Raw genomic sequence first — 18,612 nt, forward strand, 5'->3', positions numbered from 1 at the left:
CATCCCGGCCGCGGTCGCCGCCAGCCTGGATCTCCAGAATTCCCGTCCACAAGGGCAAGTCGGGTTCCTTGCAGTAGGAGGGCCGGACAGGTTGAGCCGCTGCCGACCGATCGGTAGGTCGGCCGCCCGCGAAAGGCCCCTGGTTGGCAAACGAAGGGTTACGAGTTGATCGGCAATCGAGCGATGTTACTGAAGGGTCACCGCAGCGTTGACTGAGCGCACGGGACAGCAGCGAGCTTGGAATGGGTGGCGTGTGAAGGGATCCAACGCATTGGAGGTGTCCACAATGGACATACATGGCCAGTTCGGTGCCGTCGGCTCGGGCCCGTGGAGGTCGGCGTGACCTGGCAGCCTCGCCCGCTCGCCAGCCTCCCGCTGGTGCTGGCCGGCCCCCTGCTGCGGCGGGTGGACGGCACGTCCGTCACCGTGTGGTTGGCGCTGCGCGAACCCCGCAAGGTCACTCTCCGGGTCTACTCGTCGGACGCCGACGGGGTCGGGGTGACCCAGGTCTGCGAGGGCAGCCGCAACACGGTCAAGGTGGCCGCCAACTGCCACCTGGTCGCGGTCACCGCCACCGGCGCGGCGCCGCTGGCGGCCGGCACCCTCTACCGGTACGACGTGTTCTTCGCCGCGCCCGGTGACGAATCCGTGCCGGTACCGGCCACCGAGCCCCGGTTGTACTCCCCGAACGTGGTCGCCGCCACGGCGGCCGCCGCCCGCGCGGCCCTCAGCTACGCCGGGCCGGGCGCGCCGAGCCTGCCGAGCTTCGCCACCCCGCCGGAGGACCTCAACCGGCTGCGCGTGGTGCACACCTCCTGCCGCAAGCCGCACGGCGGTGGCGACGACGCGCTCGCCGTGCTCGACGAGATCCTGCGGGCCGATGTCGCCAACCCGCTCGCCCGGCCGCAGCAACTGGTGCTCAGTGGCAGCCAGATCTACGCCGACGACGTCGCCGACCCGCTGCTGGCGGTCGTCACCGGGCTTGGGCAGACCCTCAAGGCCGGCCCCGAGGCGCTGCCCGGAGTCGTCGACGCGGACCCCCGAATGCGGCCCGGGCACCGGCAGGAGCTGGCCACCGGGGCGGCCGGACTGACCGCCACGGCGGCGAAGAGCCACCTGCTGACGCTGGCCGAGTTCTGGGCGATGTACCTGCTCGTCTGGTCCGACGTGCTCTGGCCGGAGAACCTGCCGGAGTTCGCCGACGTACACCCGGACGACCACGCGCTGCTGGAACGCTCGCTCACCGACTCGGGGCTCTCCGACGCGTGGGCCGCCATGGCCCGGTACGGCCCGGCCAAGCAGCGGCGGGACACGTTCGCCGACGAGCGCGCGGCGGTGCTGGCGTTCCGGTCCAGTGTCGGCGCGGTCCGCCGGGTGCTGGCGAACACCCCGACCTACCTGGTGCTCGGCGAGCACGAGGTCAGCGAGGACTGGTTCTCGACGCAGGGTTGGACGGAGAAGGCACTGTCCACCACCGGCGACGCCAGCGGGCTGGGCCGCCGGGTGATCCAGAACGCGCTCACCGCGTACGCCCTCTGCCAGGGCTGGGGGAACACGCCGGAACGGTTCGCGCCCGCCGGCCCGGCCGGTGAGCCCGGCCGGCGGCTGCTGGCCGCCGTCGCGGCCTGGGACGGCACCGAGAACGACACCTCGGCGGCCATCCGTGCCTGCGTCGGCCTGCCCACCGGCTTCACCAGCGGCGTACCGCTGCGTCCCGCCGGGGCGCTGAGCTGGCACTACCACGTCGAATGGGCGAAGCACCAGCTCATCGTGCTGGACACCCGGACCACGCGGGTCTTCCTCGGCGGGCCGGGCGACCCGCCCGCCCTGCTCTACGGCGACGCCGCCCTGAAGGAACAGGTGCTGGACCCGCCGGACCTCGGCCCGGAGGCCGCCACCTTCGTGGTCTCCGCGACACCCGTGGTCGGCTACCCGTTCGTCTCCGACTTCGTGCAACAACTGCTCGGCAAGCGCTACCGGGGTCGGGCCACCGTGGACGGCGAGGCCTGGGGGCTGCAACGCGCCGGGTACGAGAAGCTGCTGTCCCGGCTGTTCAACCGGGGCGCCGCACGACCGGACGGCACCCGCCGGCAGCGACTCATCCTGCTCTCCGGTGAGGTCGGCTACGGTTTCGCCGCGCGGCTGCGCTACGACGGAGCGGTGCCGTTCCGGGCCACCGCTCCGGTGCCCACCCGGGGAGTGGTCGCGCAGTTCGTGGCCAGCGCGGCGCGCAACGAGGACGGGCTGACCCGGTTCCTGCACGGCACCGGCTTCGACGTGACCGCCGACGTGCTGCCCCGCAGCAGCCGGGTCGGCTGGGCGAACCCGGACGGCGGGAGCCTCACCGTCGGCTCCGAGCTGGTCGACACGATCACCGGGCACCTGCGGAGCGTGCCGTGGACGGTGCACGGCACCCCCGCCGTGGCGGAGACCGGGCCGCTGCGCACTGTCACGCGTACCCCGGACTGGTCCTACGACCTGAGCTTCGCCAAGCACGACGCCGCCGACCCGACGATCCCGCCCCGACCCGGCTCGCCGCGACCGGTCTACCCGCCGACCGGCGACCGCGCGGCGGCCCTCGGGCAGTACCTGGCCGCCACCGAGAACCACGACGACTACCTGGGCAAGTGGGGCGACGGCAAGGAGGTGGTCGGCTACGCGAACATCGGCGAGGTCAGCCTCTCCTGGCAGCCGGGCAACGCCAAGAAGGCGATCCAGACCCTGTGGTGGCGGCTGCCCGGCCAGGAGGCCGCCGCACCGTTGACCCGCTGCGTGGTGAGCCTCTCCACCCGGGCGGCCACAGCGCCGCACGACCCCGACCACCTCGTGCTGATGACCGGGCGGCCCGCCGCGGGCGGGGTCGCCGCGACCAGTCAACCCGCCGAGGACACCTGGGTCTACTGGCGTACCGGCGGCGCTGTCCGCCGGCTGCGCGCCGGCACCGACGGCTACCTGTACGCCAGTGCCGTCGCCGGGTCGACCGAGCCGTGGGACTACACCGAGGCGTTCAAGCCGGCCGCCGGCACGGTCGCCGAGGTCGCCTACAGCACCGGCGCCCGACCGCTGCCGGACGCGCTGCTCGGCACCGCCGGCCTGTTCCAGCAGCGCACCGTGCCGCCCGTGCCACCGGCCGGCGACGGGGAGCCCGAACCGGTCACGGTCACCCTCCCCGCACGTGTACTGAGCCTGGTCAGTCCCGAGGAACTGGCGCTCTGGCCGGTGCTGTGGCATGTGCCCGACACCTACGCCAAAGCGGGGCTCCGGCAGCAGGCCAACGCGTGGGCGCCCCCGGCCGTGGTGCACGGCGACCCGGCCCCGGCCGCAGTGGCACCGGACCGGCCGGTGGAGCGGGGCCTGCGGATCGAGGGGCAGGTCGACGCCGCGGCGACGCAGGTCCGGCTACGGCTGCAAACCTCAGCCGGCGTCGCACTGCGGTTGCGGACCGGGATCGCGGCCGACGCGCCCACCGCCGACGAGGTGACGGCGACGCTGGCACCCCCGGCCGGCGGGGTGCGTACGTTCACCGCGACCGTGTTCCTGCACGACGCGGCTGCCGCGTTCGGCCCGGTGGAGGTCCTGGTCGTCGCCGAGGGGCCGGCCGTGCCACACGTCGAGTCGTTCACCCTGCATCTGTGCGGCCTACAGACCGCGCTGGTCGACGACCCGACCGCGCAGGATCGCGGCCCGCTGCGCGGCGAGGCCGACGAACTCGTCGTCGTGGACTTCCTCCGGTCGCCGCAGAACACCCTCGCCCTCCTCGACAACGAGACGAGGGTCCGCCGGATGGTGCCGTACCAGTTCCGTAACGAGCGACGGCCACTGGTCGCCGGTGGGCCGGACCGGCTGCGACCGCAGATGCCGATGTGGATGGGGGAGGTGCACTTCGTCGGCGTCACCGACGATCAACTGCGCGACCTGCTGCGCCGGCGGTACGCCCGGTCGGCGGTGCTCGACCCGCCGGACCCGGCGGCCAACCCGGCTCCGCCGCGCAAGCTGCGCATCGACTGGGCCTGGAACCTGCGGCTGAGCTGGGACGGCCCGGACGACAACGCCGACGCCATGGCCGGCCCGGTGCAAAACCCGCAGCTCGGCCACAACTACCAGTTGGACCTGGCGGAAAGCCCGACGGTGGTGCTGCACTACGGCGCCACCGGGCAGTTCACCGACGCCCGGGGGCGGGACCTCGTCGTGGACGACCAGGGACGGGTGCCGGCGGCCTTCGCGCCCGCACCGACCGTGGTCCCGTTCCCGGTCGCGAACCGGCGGTTGCCCGCCGTGCTGGTCACTGGCCAGCAGCGGCCGTGGGGGCGTCTCGCCGGTGCCCAGGCGCGGCCGGCACTGGTGCTGGAGTTCCAACCTTCGGTGACCGATGCCGGGCGGGAGGTGATCCGGGGCGGCGACGGGAAGTTGGGCGTGTCGAGCTTCTCGTTCGACGAGCGACCGCTGGATTCCGGGCTGATCCCCAACGCGGCAGGAGTGCTCGGGCCACCGCCGGCCGCCGTGCCGCTGCTGGTGCTGCCCGACTTCCGGGTCCTCGGGCGAAACCCCGCGCCCGACGCCGAGATCGAGGCGGTCATCGAGGACATCGTGGAGGAGTACTACAACACCAATCAGGCCCTGCCCCGGGTCAACATCCTGAGTTTGGCGTGCTGGCAGCGGACCGCGCTGTTGATCTTCGGGCACGAGAGCGGCGTACGTGGCGGCTACAACCAGTTCCGTACGGACCCCCCGCGCCGCCCCGAGTACACGTTCCAGGGCGGCTCCTGGCGGTACGGCCACGAGACGGACATGCCGCTGTTCGGGCCGCCTCACGGTTATGGAATCGGCCAGCTCGACAACTGGGGCAACCCGCCCACGGGCGTCGATGCCGACGAGGCGTGGAACTGGGTGGAAAACATCCGTCGAGCCGTCCGCCTGATTTTCGGGACCTACGGCGCCGGCGCCTACAACCTGATCGACGACCATCTGCCAAATCCGATTGACCAGCGCATCCGCGCGGTCTTCCAGCGGGAGACGATCCGCCGCTACAACGGCGGTCGGGAGTTCCAGTGGAACGGCAACGCCTGGGAGATCGAGCCGAGCATGCAGTACCGGACGCCGGGCAACGTGGCCTCCGGCCCGAACCCCCGGCTGCTCTACCCGAACCAGGTCCTGGCCCACGCCGGCGTGCCGGCCATCACCTACTTCAGCAGTGCGGCGGGCGCCGCGAACGTCGGCGACGGGGCCAACACGGTCTACAACCGGCCTGCTGCCTTCACCGCGGCTCACTACGGACCGGAGACGGCATGACCGACGACGGCAACTTCCAGACACAACTGCTCGGCGAGATCGAGGCGTTGCTGTCGCCGATCACCATGGCCGCCACCAGCCAGTGGCGTCGCTCCGGCATCCTCGACTCGCTCGGTTGGGACCTCGCCGCGCTCGCCGGGATGCCGGCTGACGAGTTCGAGAAGTGGTTGACGGACTGCGCCGAGGCTGTCGACGGTGTGCGCCGGATCGTCGAGCACGGGCCGCCAGAGACGCTCGACGACCTGACCGCGGCGCTGGACACCGTGTCGGCGGCGGTCGCGGCGGTCAGCGGGCTGCCACCGGCGCTGAGCGCTGGTGCGGCGAACCTCCCGCCGGCCGAGGTGCTGGCCGAGGATCTGATCACCTTCCTCACCGTCAACTACCTGCAACGCCAACACCCGGTCGCGTACCAGGTGGCGATCCTGCTGACGCTGCTCACCCCGGCGGGTGAGCCGCCGGTGAGCGCGCCGATGCCGGCGACCGGCGCACCGGTACGGCTGCCCCGGTCCCGGCCCGAGTTGCACCTGGACCGGCTCGGTGACCTGCTCAGCGACCCGGTCGGCACGCTGCGCGCGGAGTACTTCCCGGACGGGCTGGCCACCACGGCGGCGGCGGACGCGGCGGCGGCGAAACTCTTTCCCCGCATCGCCGCCGTACTCAAGGAACTCGGCGTGCCGGCGCTGTACGGCCTGAACCCGGCCGACGGGCCGGACCTGGGGGCCGTCGGCACCGCCCTGGCCGCCCGGATGCTCACCGTGGCCGCCCCGATCCGAATCGGCGACGCCCGGGTCACCGTGGGGGCGAGCGCGGCACTGTCCGCCGCCGACCGGGGCGGGCTCGGCCTGGTCCTGGCGCTGCGGGGCGCCCTGGAACTCGATCGGATCGTCGCTGGCTGGGCGTTGAAGCTGGCGGTCCAGGGGGCCGGCGCCGGCTTCGCGATCGGCCCGGACGGGCTGACCCTGCCGGCTGGTCTGGACGCGATGGTGCGGATCGCGCTCACCGCCGACCGGGTGCCGGACGCGACAGGGGTGGCCCTGCGCATCGGTAGCGCCACCGGCACTCGGCTGGAGGTGCAGGGTCTGCGGCTGGCCGTCGGCGCAGCGCTGGGCGGCGGGGTGGACGACATCGAACTGTCGGTCTCGGCGGCCCGCGCGGCGCTGGTCGTCGCGGCCGGCGACGGCGACGGGTTCCTCGCCCAGGTGCTGCCGCCGGAGGGGCTGCGCGCCGAGTTCGACCTCGCGCTGACCTGGTCGCTGCGCAAGGGCCTGACGTTCCGGGGCGCCGCCGGGCTCGACGCGGACCTGCCGCTGCACATCTCGGCCGGCCCGGTCGAGATCTTCGGCCTGCACGCGGCGCTCGGCGTACGCGGGGAGGGGCTCTCCGCCGCGCTGGCCGCCTCGGCGACCCTGCGGTTGGGGCCGTTGCGCGCGGTGGCCGAGCGGATCGGCGTCGAGGCGGGCCTGACGTTCCCGCCGGGCGGCGGCAACCTCGGCCCGGCCGAGACGACGCTGGCGTTCAAGCCGCCGTCGGGCATCGGGCTGTCGCTCGCCGCCGGGCCGCTGGTCGGCGGCGGATACCTCTTCGTGGACGCCGACGCCGGCCAGTACGCCGGTGCGCTGCACCTCCAGTTCGAGTCGATCGCGGTGAGCGCGGTCGGCCTGCTCGCCACGAAGAACCCGGACGGGTCGCCGATCCGGATGCCGGACGGCAGCGACGGGTTCTCCCTGCTGGTCATCATCGCGGGCGAGTTCACCCCGATCCAGCTCGGTTTCGGCTTCACCCTCAACGGGGTCGGCGGGATGCTCGGCGTGCACCGGACGGTCAACGTCGAGGCGTTGCGTTCCGGGGTGCGCAACGGGTCGCTGAACTCGCTGATGTTCCCGACGGACCCGGTGGGCCGGGCCGCGGAGACGGTGGCGGCGGCCGGCGCGATCTTCCCGGTGGCCGTCGGCCGGTACGTCTTCGGCCCGATGGCCCGGCTCGGCTGGGGTACGCCGACCCTGCTCACCTTCGACCTCGGTCTGGTGCTGGAGTTGCCGGCGCCGCTGCGCCTGGTGGTGCTGGGGCGGCTGCGGATGGCCCTGCCCGACGAGAAGAACCCGATCGTAAAGATCAACATGGACGTCCTGGGCATCGTCGACTTCGGCGCCGAACAGGCGTCCATCGACGCGTCGCTCTACGACTCGCAGATCGCCGGCTTCCCGATCAGCGGGGACATGGCGATGCGGATGTCCTGGGGAGCGAAGCCGACGTTCGCGCTCGCGGCCGGCGGGTTCAACCCGCGATTCCAGCCGCCGCCGAACTTCCCGCAACTGCGTCGCCTCGCGATCGCCCTGTCCGAGAAGGACAATCCCCGGCTGCGACTGGAGTCGTACCTCGCGCTGACCTCGAACACCGTGCAGTTCGGTGCCCGACTGGAGGTCTACGCCGAGGCGGCCGGCTTCAACGTCTCCGGGATGCTCTCCTTCGACACCCTGGTGCAGTTGGCGCCATTGGGCTTCGTCGCCGACATCGCGGCGGCGGTGGCGTTGCGCCGGGGCAAGCGGGAGCTGATGGCCGTCGCGCTCAGCGTGACGCTCAGCGGGCCACGGCCGTGGCGGGCGCGCGGCAAGGCCAAGTTCAAGGTGCTGTTCGTCAGCGCCTCGGTCTCCTTCGACCTGACGATCGGATCGCGGACCCCACCGCCGCTGCCCACCCCGGTCGACGTCGGCGGGCAGCTCGACGCGGCGTTCGCCGACCCGCGCAACTGGACGGCGCAGCTGCCGCCGCAGGGCGAGGCACTGGTCACCCTCCGCAAGATCGAGGTGGCGCCCGGACAGTTGCTGGCTCACCCCCTGGGCGCGATCGCGGTCACCCAGCAGGTCGCCCCGCTGGGCCTGACCATCGACCGGTTCGGCAGCGCGCCGGTGACCCAGAAGACCGGCTACGCGATCGCGTCGGTGCGGTTCGGCGGTGTCGACGCCACCGACGCCGGCACGGTCACCTACGAGCATTTCGCGCGGGCCCAGTTCCAGTCCATGACCGACGACCAGTTGCTCTCCACCCCCTCGTTCGAGCGGATGGAGGCGGGCCGCAGCTTCTCCTCCCCGGAGGTGGAGTACGACCTGGCCGCCCCGCCGCCGGTGCCGCTCGGCTACGACGTGCTGATCATCGACGAGCCCGACGTCGCCGCCCGTACCCCGGGCGGGACCGGGCGGGCGAAGCGGTCGGCGGTCGACCAGGCCCCGGCCATGCGGCCGATGGACGGAGCGACGCTGAAACGACTGACCCGATCCAGCGCGGCCGCGCTGGCCCCCGCCCGGGCCACCGGCCCGGCCGCCTACCGCGCCGGGCTGACCCCCCTGGTGCGGTTCACCGAGCCGGTCGCCGGTTCGCGCACCCCCGAGGAGGCACGCCGGTGACGGCGCAACTGCATTTCCTGGCGTACGTCCGGCAGGGGCTGGCCGCCGCCGGTGCGGTGGCCGACCCGCTGGAGACGGACATCCCCGCCCGGCAGCCGGTCACGGTGGGCGTCCGGCTGGCCGGTCGCACCGAGCACCAGTTCGACATCCGCCTGTACGGGCCGGGCGACATCCGGGGCATCGACACCCGCCAGGTGATCCGCACCGATCCGCCGGAGCGGGCCAGCGACTTCGAGCCGAACAACCTGGTCACCATCGAGTTCGACCGGCCGGACTTCCCGTGGCTGTTCACCCCGGCCGCGCCCGGCGATCGGCAGCGGCTGCGTCCCTGGCTGTTCCTGGTCGTGGTGCCGGTGGAGAACTCCGACCTGCGTACGGACACCGGCACCCCATTGCCGGTGCTGGAGTGCGCGTTGCCGGACCTGCCCGACCTGGCCGAGTCGTGGGCCTGGGCGCACGCTCAGGTCGCCACCACCGGGGCGGGCGAGCCGGTCGCCGACGTGCTGGCCGGTGACCCGCGCCGCACCCTGTCCCGGCTGATCAGCCCACGCCGGCTGGCTGCCGGCATCGCCTACCGGGCCTGCCTGGTGCCGGCGTTCGAGGCCGGCCGGCGGGCCGGGTTGGGCCTGCCCGTCGACGACGGCGCGGATCTCGCCCCAGCCTGGACGCCCGGTCTGGGCGCCGCGCCGCTGCTGCCGGTCTACCACAGCTGGGAGTTCTCCACCGGGGCCGACGGCGACTTCGAGTCCCTGGTCCGGCGGCTGCGGGCCCGTGGCCTGCCCGCCGACGCGGGGCTGCGCCCGATCCTCCTCGGCCGGTCCGGGGTCCCCGGGCTCGACCCGTCGGTGCCCACGGTGACCCTGGGCGCCGAGGGTGCGCTGCGTGGAGCGCTCACCATGCCGACCCTCTGGCCGGCGCAGTCCCGGGAGGCGTTCCAGGAGCTGCTGCGGGCGCTGATCGCCGACACCGGCACCCGGCTCGGTCCGCCGCTCTACGGCGGCCGGTACGCCGGGGTCGACCGGGTACCCGGCGCCGCGGCCCACCCGCACTGGCTCCGGGAGCTGAACCTCGACCCCCGGCACCGGATCGCCGCGGCGCTCGGCACCCGGGTGGTGCGCGAGCAGCAGGAGGAGCTGATGGCGGCGGCCTGGGAGCAGGCGGCCGAGGTGCAGCGGGCCAACGAGGCGATCCGCCAGGCCCAGCTCGCCGCCGAGGTCAGCCGCTCGACGTACGAGCGCCGGATCGCCGGTCCGGAGGGTGCCGGTCTCGCCCGCTCCGACGCCGGCCGGCTCGCCCTCGGCGGCCCGCTGGCGGCCGGCCGGCTGTTGCAGGTCTCCGGGGCGGTGCTGGACGCCGTGACGGTCACCCCACGCGGCAAGCGGCTGGTCAGCGGCGAACTGCACCGCAACCCGACCGCGACGGCGACCCTGTCGGCGACGTTCCGCCGGATGACCCGGCCGGACGGTCCGCTGGCCCGGCGGGCCGGCGCCGACGCGCTGGAGTCCGTGGTCGAGGCGGCGGCGAGCAACGAGGTGACCGCGACGCCGCCGGAGCAGCCGCCGGCGGGCACGGTGCTGTTCGACGACGTCGCGGGCGACGACATCGCCTTCCACCTGATCAACCGGACCCGCATCGACCGCGCCGACCCCTGGTGGCGGGGACGCGCCGCGGGCCTCGCGGCAGCCGCGACGACAGATGCGGCCACCGCTGAGGCACCGGCCGTGGCGGCGGACGAGCCCGCGCCGGCGTCGGCCGTCGCGGTGGATGAGCCGGCTCCGGCAGCGGATGCCGTCCCGTCGACGTCGGAGCCGGAGGTCGCGCTGGCTCCACCGACGTCCGACGGCACCGGTGGCGACAGCCGGCCGGGGCTGACCGGCCTGCTCGACACCCCGGTCGGCGCCGCCACCGTCGAGCAGTTCGGCGAGGTGTGGACGGTGTCGCCGTTGCGACCGATCGAGCCGAGGCTGCCCCCGGACGACCCGAACTGGCCGCCGCGAGACCCCTATCCCGATCCGGAGCCGATCCCGGACCCGCCGCAGCCGTTGCCGGTGTCGTACCCGGACACCAGCCCGCTGCCTGCCGGCGTCCTCGCCGCACCGACCGGCCTGCCGGGCACGGTGCTCAGCCCACCCGGCCCGGCGGTGAACGACCGGCAGACGTTCGTCACCACCAGCGACGGCCGGTTGTTCGAGCGGTCCTACGACGGCACCCGGTGGCTCTGGTTCGACCACGGCGCACCGCCCAGCACCCAGGCCGCCGGGGTCGAACCCGGCGGGGTCATGGACGGCGGCCGGCGGATCTTCGTCGCCACCGTGCACGGCGGGCTCTTCGAGCACTACCGCGAGGACGACCGCTGGTACTGGCGCAAGCATCCGATCCCGCCTGGCAGCTACGGGCTCGGCAGCTCGCCGTTCCTGGTGCTCAACAACCAGAGCATCTTCCTGACCACCACCACCAACGGTGGCGGCAACCGGCTCTGGGAGCGGCGTCGCAACGGCGCCCAGTGGAGTTGGGTCGACCACGGCAACCCCAACCACTACAGCGCCGAGAAGATCGTCAGCACCCCGGGCAGCGCCCAGGGCAACACGAGCTTCTTCGTCACCAGCGACGCCGGCCGGCTGTGGCAGCGCTACTGGACCGGCACCCGCTGGGAGTGGCGCTGGCACGGGCACCCGACCGGCGCCCCGCTGCGGCACGTCGCGCCGCGGACCGCCCCGGTCAGCGTGTTCGCCGTGTCCTACGACGGTCGGTTGATCGAACGGGTACTGGCCAGCGGCACCTGGGGCGACCACGGCACCCCGCCGGGGACCACGCTCACCAACGCCCCCGGCGACATCATCGTCAGCGGCAACGAGGTGATGATCTTCTGCGGGGCCGCTGACGGGCGGCTGTACATCCGGTATTGGAACGGCTCGGCCTGGTCGTGGCAGAACCTGGGGTTCCCACCCGGTACGAGGGTGATGCAGGTGCCCGGCGCGGCGATGTGGGGCCGGTTGACGGTCTTCGTGACCGGCAGCGACGGCCGCCTCTTCACGGTGAGCCGTACCGGCAACGGGTGGAGCTGGGACGATCAGCACGGCTTCCCGGTGGACTCCCGGGGCGCCGGCTCGATCGCCGCGGAGCCGGTCGGCGGCCCCCGGTGGGCGCTGCCGCTGGGCTTCATGTCCAACCTGGTCGCCGCGCACGTCGACAACGGCGCGACCGACAACGTCATCTACCACCGGGTGGGCCGCGACCTTGGGTTCGAGGCCGAGGTACGCGGCGGCTGGTCCGCGCAGATCAACAAGCCGGGTCCGATCGGCTGGGAGACCCAGGGCCTGGGCATCGCGGTCGCCGACGTCAACGGCAACGGCCAACCCGACCTGGTCCTGATGTGGGTGGACAACCCGGCTGGCGCCAACGCCGTCCACTACCAGATAGGCTGGAATCTCGGTGTCACCGGCGAGGTGACCGGCGGGTGGAGCGCGGTGCACCGGCTGCCCGACGAGGTAGCCGCCGAGATCCAGGGCGCCGACCTCACCGTGGCGGACCTGGACGGCGACGGTCGTCCCGAGCTGATCCTGGCGTACGCCACCGGCGGTGCCGCGCCAGGGCTGTACTACCGGGTGGGCTGGCGGCTGGACACCCAGGGCGCGATCAGCCGGGGGTGGTCCGACGCGGTGTCGGTGCCCTGGACGCCGCGGCCGGTGCAGGGCGTCGGGGTGGCCGTCGCCGACCTTAACGACAACCTGACCCCGGACATCATCGTGCTCACCATCGAGCCGTCCGGCGGCACCAACCAGGCGGTCTACCGGATCGGGTGGCAGCTCAACGCCCGGGGCCGGGTCGCCGGCGGCTGGGCGCCGGCCAAGGTGGTCGGCGGCGGCCCGCTGCCGGCGGCGCACCAGGGCGCCGGCATCGCCGTCATGGACGTCACCGGAACCCGCCGGGCCGATCTGGTGCTGTTCCACGTGGCCAACCCGGCCCAGTCCAACCGCGGCTACTATCGGGTCGGCTGGGACCTGGACCGGTACGGGGTGGCCCGGCAGTGGACGGCCGACGCCGAGGTCCCCGGCTGGCTCGGGTGGGAGGGGCAGGGGGCGGCCATCGCCCTCGCCGACCTCGACCCGGCGTTGACCGCCGCCCGCACCGCGATGGGCGACCGGTTCGCCGCCGCCGCCGGACGGCATCAGGACCGGGTGCTGGCGGCCCAGGCGCTCGCCCAGGCGAAGCAACGGGTTTCGGTCGACACCGCCACGCTGGCGGCCCGGATGACCGCCGCCCTGGAACCCGTCGGCGGGATCACCGACCAGACCGCCGGCCGGTTGAAACTGGCCGGTGCCGAGTCGGCGCAGGAGTTGCGCGAACTGGTGGTGGTGCCCCGGTTCACCCGCCCGATGTACGAGGCGCTGCGGGACCTGTCCCAGGAGCTGCTCTTCCCCGGGGTGTCCGCGATCCCGCCGGAGACGGTCACCCTGTTGCGGGTCAACGCGTCCTTCGTGGAGGCGTTCATGGTGGGTCTCAACTCCGAGCTGGGCCGGGAGATGCTGTGGCGGCGCTACCCGACCGACCTGGGTGCCACCTTCTTCTCCCAGTTCTGGGACGTCCGGTCAGCGCAGCCGTCCGTCGGCCCGCTCTCCGACATCCCACCGATCCAGGGCTGGAAGCCCGGGAACGGGCTGGGCGAGAACGCCACCGCGGTCGGTGCCGGCGACCTGCTGGTGGTGCTGGTCCGCGGCGAGCTGCTGCGCCGGTACCCGGGCACGGCGATCTACGTGCAGAAGGCCTTCTTCGCCGAGGACGGCAGCCGGCAGTTGGCCGACGAGACGCGTGAGCCGCAGTTCGCCGGCCGGCTCGACCCGGACATCCAGTTCTTCGGCCTGCCGCTGGGGGTGTCCGACGCCCGGGGCAGTGACACCGACGCCGGCTGGTTCATCGTGCTGCGGCAGCCGCCGACCGACGCCCGGTTCGGGTTGGACGCCCCGCCCGACGGGGCGAGCTACGGCGGTGCCCCGACGCACTGGTCGGACGTGCACTGGCGGCACCTGACGGGCGACGCGTCCGAGGAGCAGCGACTGCGGCACGCCCAGGCCTCCGGCCGGCTGAGCAGCCTGCGACTCGGTGGCCTGGAGTGGGGATACAACAGCGCCCACCAGGCGCAGATCACTCTCCAACGGCCGGTCCTGGTGGCGATCCATGCCAGCGACATGATCCCGCCGATCGACGACACCTGGCAGATCGAGGCGGTCGCCCGGCACGCCGCCGGGGTGCCCCAGCACCGGATCGTCGCCGTCGGCGGGCGCCGTGTCGACGGCACGCCGTGGCGGATGAGCACCGAGGAGGTGATCGCCGCGATCGGCCGGCACGAACGGTTCTTCGTCGAACGCCCCGTCGGTGACCAGGTCCAGGTGCTGGTCTCGCGGACCGTGACCGGTCGGCCGTACCTCACCACCGAGGCCGACGGCGACCTGCCCAACAACCTGCTATTCCTGCCCGAACTGGCCGAGGACGCGTGATGAGTACACCCAACCCGCCGTGGCACCTGCCCACCCAGTGGCCGGTGGCCCTGCTGCCGGTGCGCGTGGAGACCCGATTCGTCGACACCGGACCGACCGGCACCGAGCTGTGGCTGCGGGTACTGCCGGACGTGCTGCACGTCGACACCCACCAGCCCCGACTGACCGACGACGAGGTGGCCTGGGGCAGGCAGTACTGGATCGACGTGTGGCGGGCCGGGCGGGTCGCCGCCGACGAGGTCATCGCCTGGCGGCGGCTGTGCCAGCTCGTCGACCCGGAACGGGCCGTCTGGATCGCCCGGGCGCTGGAGCCGGCGGCGGACGGCCGCCCAGGCAAGCCCGTCCCACCCGGCCGGCCACTGCTACGGGAACCGGACTTCCCGCCGGTGTCCGGCGGCGCCGACGCCTGGGACCGCGAGCCGGTGGCCCGCGCCCTGCCGAGCCAGTGGCACGCCACCCTGTGGCGGGCCGGTGTCGCGCCGGTGTACGCACAGTCCACGCCGGTACGCCGCCCGCTGGTCGTCGGCCCGTCACCCGCGGCCGACCTGACCTCGCTCAGCGACGAGGAGCCGCCGGTCGACGACAAGAGCCGGTGGCTCGTCGACTTCCAGGCCGCCGTCGACGCCGGCATGGCGATGCGGATCCCGCTGCCCCCGCAGATGACCCAGGGCGGCATCGATCGGCTGGTCGTGTTCGGTGTGGACACCGACGAGGTGGTCGCGCCGGAAACCCCGGCCGGGCGCGGCGCCCGGGTTCTCGGTGAACTGCTCGACGCCCACTTCCACACCCACGGGCTCGGTTTCGTGCCGCCGGGCACCCCGACCAACAACACGGCCGGCGCCCGCTCCGGCCACGACCCCGACGACCCGCAGCGGATCGACCTGCTGCGGGTGCTGCCCGGCCAGGAGCCGCCGGCCGAGGTGGACGGCGACGCGCCGGTCACCGCTCGGGCACTGGGCGTCCCGCTCGTTGCGCAGCAGGGCGACCCGCTGCACGTGGTCCGGGGCGGCACAGTCACCGGGTCGCCCCGGGCGCTGGCCCGCGCCGCGCTCCGCCCGGAGGGACCGCCCACCGCCCCGGCCCGTGCCGCGGTGTCGCAATCCGCCGGCGCCCGCCACATGAACACGGTCACCTGGGCCGCGACCTGGGGTTACTTCCTCAGCGACATGGTGGCCGGGGTGGTCACCGAGGACGACATCCGGCACGGGCGGCGGCACTACATCGAGCACGTACGGGCCGCCGGGCCGGTGCCGGCGCTGCGGGTAGCCGAGCAGCCGTACGGGGTGCTGCCGGTGACGGCGCTGGACCGGTGGACCGGCACCGACACCCGGGACACCGCCCTGGTCGGCTTCCTCCGGCTGCTGCGGGACCGGGTGTGGCGTCCCTCGGCCACCGAGATCGAGGCGGAGACCGGTCTGCCGGGCGTACCCCGGGTCGGCGGTCCCGGCGACCCGCGGGAGGTGCTGTTGCGGATCCTGGCCCAGGGCCCGCTGGGGTCGCGGTGGCAGGCCCGCAGCCTGCTCGGCATGGACTACCTGACGCACCTGTGGCGGTTCCTGCGGCTGGACATGGACGAGAACTGGCGGGTACGGCAGGCGTTCGAGCCCAGCCAGTTGATGGCGTTGCTCGAACTCGACTGGGACACCCGGCTGTCCCAGGCCACCTTCGCCGAGCGGGCCTTCACGATCGGTGGACCCCTGGTCGCCCCGCCCGAGGGCGCGGGGCCGGCCGACTACCTGCCCTGGTTCGCCGCGCTGGAGCGAACCTGGACCGACCTGCGCGACCAGGCGGAGACCAACGGCACCGCCACCCCGCTGCTCTACCGGTTGCTGCGCCAGTCCGCCCTGGCCGAGTACGCCACCGCCGCCCGCCGGCTCCAACAGACGCTGGCGCCGCTGCCCGCCGACGCGTACCGGGACGCGGAGCTGATCGACATCCGCCCCGACCGGACGAGCTGGCCGCTCTGGCGGCAACTGGCACGCCAAATTCCGCTGCCGGGCGGGTCGACCGCCGTGGTCGGCGAGCACCTGCGGACCGCCCCGGGAACGGACCTGGCCGCGTTCCGGGAGAGCGCGTTGGCGCTGGCCGCGTACCCGGCCGCCGAGCTGGAACGGTTGCTCGCCGAGTCGATCGACCTCTCCTCGTACCGGCTCGACGCCTGGATCACCTCGTTCGCGACGAAGCGGCTCGCCACGATGCGCCGGACCCAGGCGACCGGGGTGCACCTGGGCGGGTACGGCTGGGTGGAGAACCTGCGCCGGAGCAGCACCGCCGGCGACCCGGCCACGCTGCGGGAGGGCGCCGCGAACGCCGGGTACGTGCACGCGCCGTCGCTCGGCCAGGCGGCCACCGCCGCGGTGCTGCGCGCCGGGTACCGGGCCCACGGCTCCAGCGGTGACAACCCGCTCGCGGTCGACCTCAGCTCCGACCGCGTGCGGCTGGCCAGCTGGCTCCTCGACGGCGTACGCCAGGGACAGCCCCTCACCGAGCTGCTCGGCTACCGGTTCGAGCGCCAACTCCAGGACCATCCCCGGGTGCTGGAGCAGTACCTGCCCCGGCTGCGGGAGATCGCGCCGGTACGGGCCCTGCGGGTGCAGCACGACGCCGAGGCGGAGCCGGTCGTCGCCACCGCTGCCGTGGTGGACGGCCTCGACCTGTACCAGCGCTGGCGGGACAGCGGGATCGACTGGTCCGGCGACCCGGACCTGCCGAACCCCGGCGACGGCGACCAGGTGGCGCTCGCCGAGGTGCTCACCTCGCTCGGCGAGGCGATCGACGCGGTGGCCGACGCGCTGCTGGCCGAGAGCGTGCACCAGGCGGCGCAGGGCAACCCGATGCGGACCGGGGCCACCCTGGACGCTGCCTCCCGGGGCGACGTACCCGCCAGCGAGCTGGAGTTCGCCCGGACCCCGCGCACTGGCCTGGCGATCACCCACCGGGTGGCGCTGCTCGGCAACGACTGGCCGGCCGCGACGCAGGACTGGCCGACCACGGGACCCACCCCCCGGGCGGCGGCCGAGCCGCGGCTCGACGCGCTGGTCGGCGGGCTGCTGCCCCGGCCGGCGTCGGTGCGCGCCCGGGTGGAGTGGGCCGGCCCGAACGGCCCGCTCTCCGGCGAGGTCGGCCTCGACCGGATCGGCCGGTCGCCGCTGGACCTGCTCGCGCTCACCGACGCCGACGAGATCTCCGCCGACAGTGAGCTGGTGGCCCGGATCCTGGACGCCGCGATCCCGCCCGCGGGTGCGACCGGGTCCCGGCCGCTGCGCGTGCTGCCGGGCCGGGGCGTGAACTGGGCCGCCGACGTGCTGGCGCTTGACGAGTTCGTCGAGGTCGCCCGCGCGGTGCGTACCCTGGTCGCCTCGGCCCGCCCGCTGACCGCCGCCGACCTCACCCCCGGCGGCACCGATCCGGACCCCGACACGTCGGGCATCGACGGCACCGAACCGGACGGGGACCCGACCCTGCGCGACCGCGCCGACGACGCGGCGGACCTGCTGCGGCGGCTCGTCGCCGACCTGGCGAGCGAGGAGCCGGCGGTACTCGGTCCGGCGCTGGCGACCGCCGCCGGCATCGGGGTGCTGGGCGCGTACGTCGGTCCGGACGCGACGCCGCCGGCACTGCTGGCCCGGGCTCGCGCGGTCGGCGCGGAGGTCGGTGCCCGGCACGCGGCCCTGCTCGCGTTGACCACCAGCTTCGACCGGGCCAGGGAAACCGCCGAGCAGCGCCGGGACCACGACGTGGCCCGGTTGCAGGCGGTCTTCGGGGCGGACTTCCGGGTTCTGCCGGCGTTCACCCTCGCCGAACCGATCGGCCTGAGCGCGGCACTGGCCGCGAGCACCGACCTGCAGGGCGGGTCGCCACACGAAGCCGGCGACTGGCTGGCCGACTCGGCACCGGTCCGGGCCGGTGTCGACCGGCTGGAGACGGTACGCGGCTACGCCCAGGCGGTCCGCCCCGACCGGTACCAGGACCTGCGGGTGGCGCAGCTTCCGTACACGCCCGGCGACCGGTGGGTGGGGCTTCGCTTCGGTGCCGAACGGCCCGCCGGGTCCCGGCTGTCGATCGTCGTCGACACGCCGGCCACTGTCGATCCGGCCGCGCCGTTGTGCGGACTGCTCGTCGACGAGTGGGTCGAGGTGGTGCCGAACGAGGCCGAGACCACCGGGGTCGCGTTCCACGCCGAGACGCCCGGTCAGGCGGCACCGCAGGCCATCCTGCTCGCCGTGCCGGCGGACGACGCGCCGCTGTGGACCCGGGAGGCCCTGGAACGCACGCTCGTGGAGACCCTCGAACTCGCCCCGCTGCGCGCCATCGACGTGGCGACCCTCGGCGAGGTCGGCCAGTTCCTGCCCGCGCTCTACTTCCCGTTCAACACCGACGGCGAAACCGCCTCGACCGACTTCACCCGCACCGTCCCCGCAGGCTAA

4 protein-coding genes are annotated in these 18,612 nt (G+C 73.9%); all 4 read left to right on the plus strand.

The window, feature by feature from the left end; translation table 11 throughout:
- The first annotated feature begins 339 nt into the window (after nt 1-339).
- Genes ABZ808_RS00855 through ABZ808_RS00870 form a run of 4 tightly spaced genes read left to right on the plus strand, consistent with a single transcriptional unit; the run spans nt 340 to nt 18,612 of the window.
- Nucleotides 340-5,289 (plus strand): hypothetical protein, encoded by a 4,950-nt coding sequence (locus tag ABZ808_RS00855; RefSeq protein WP_356999002.1) that lies wholly within the window; start codon nt 340-342, stop codon nt 5,287-5,289.
- Nucleotides 5,286-8,690: a DUF6603 domain-containing protein gene (locus ABZ808_RS00860; RefSeq protein WP_356999004.1), complete on the plus strand. Its 3,405-nt coding sequence runs from the start codon at nt 5,286-5,288 to the stop codon at nt 8,688-8,690. Before ABZ808_RS00855 ends, ABZ808_RS00860 begins: the two co-directional genes overlap by 4 nt.
- Complete coding sequence (locus ABZ808_RS00865; RefSeq protein ID WP_356999006.1) at nt 8,687-14,185, plus strand: DUF3892 domain-containing protein; 5,499 nt, start codon at nt 8,687-8,689, stop codon at nt 14,183-14,185. The genes ABZ808_RS00860 and ABZ808_RS00865 overlap by 4 nt, the downstream gene beginning before the upstream one ends.
- Nucleotides 14,185-18,612 carry a hypothetical protein gene (locus ABZ808_RS00870; RefSeq protein ID WP_356999009.1) on the plus strand — a complete coding sequence of 1,476 codons (4,428 nt, stop codon included), beginning with the start codon at nt 14,185-14,187 and terminating at the stop codon, nt 18,610-18,612. The genes ABZ808_RS00865 and ABZ808_RS00870 overlap by 1 nt, the downstream gene beginning before the upstream one ends.

It is taken from the genome of Micromonospora sp. NPDC047527, from assembly GCF_040643015.1.
Classification (GTDB): domain Bacteria; phylum Actinomycetota; class Actinomycetes; order Mycobacteriales; family Micromonosporaceae; genus Micromonospora.

What these genes read in the sequence shown, in the direction of transcription:
- ABZ808_RS00870 (WP_356999009.1), top strand. Translation starts at nt 14,185, where the DNA reads ATGAGTACACCCAACCCGCCGTGGCACCTGCCCACCCAGTGGCCGGTG.
- ABZ808_RS00860 (WP_356999004.1), top strand. Translation starts at nt 5,286, where the DNA reads ATGACCGACGACGGCAACTTCCAGACACAACTGCTCGGCGAGATCGAG.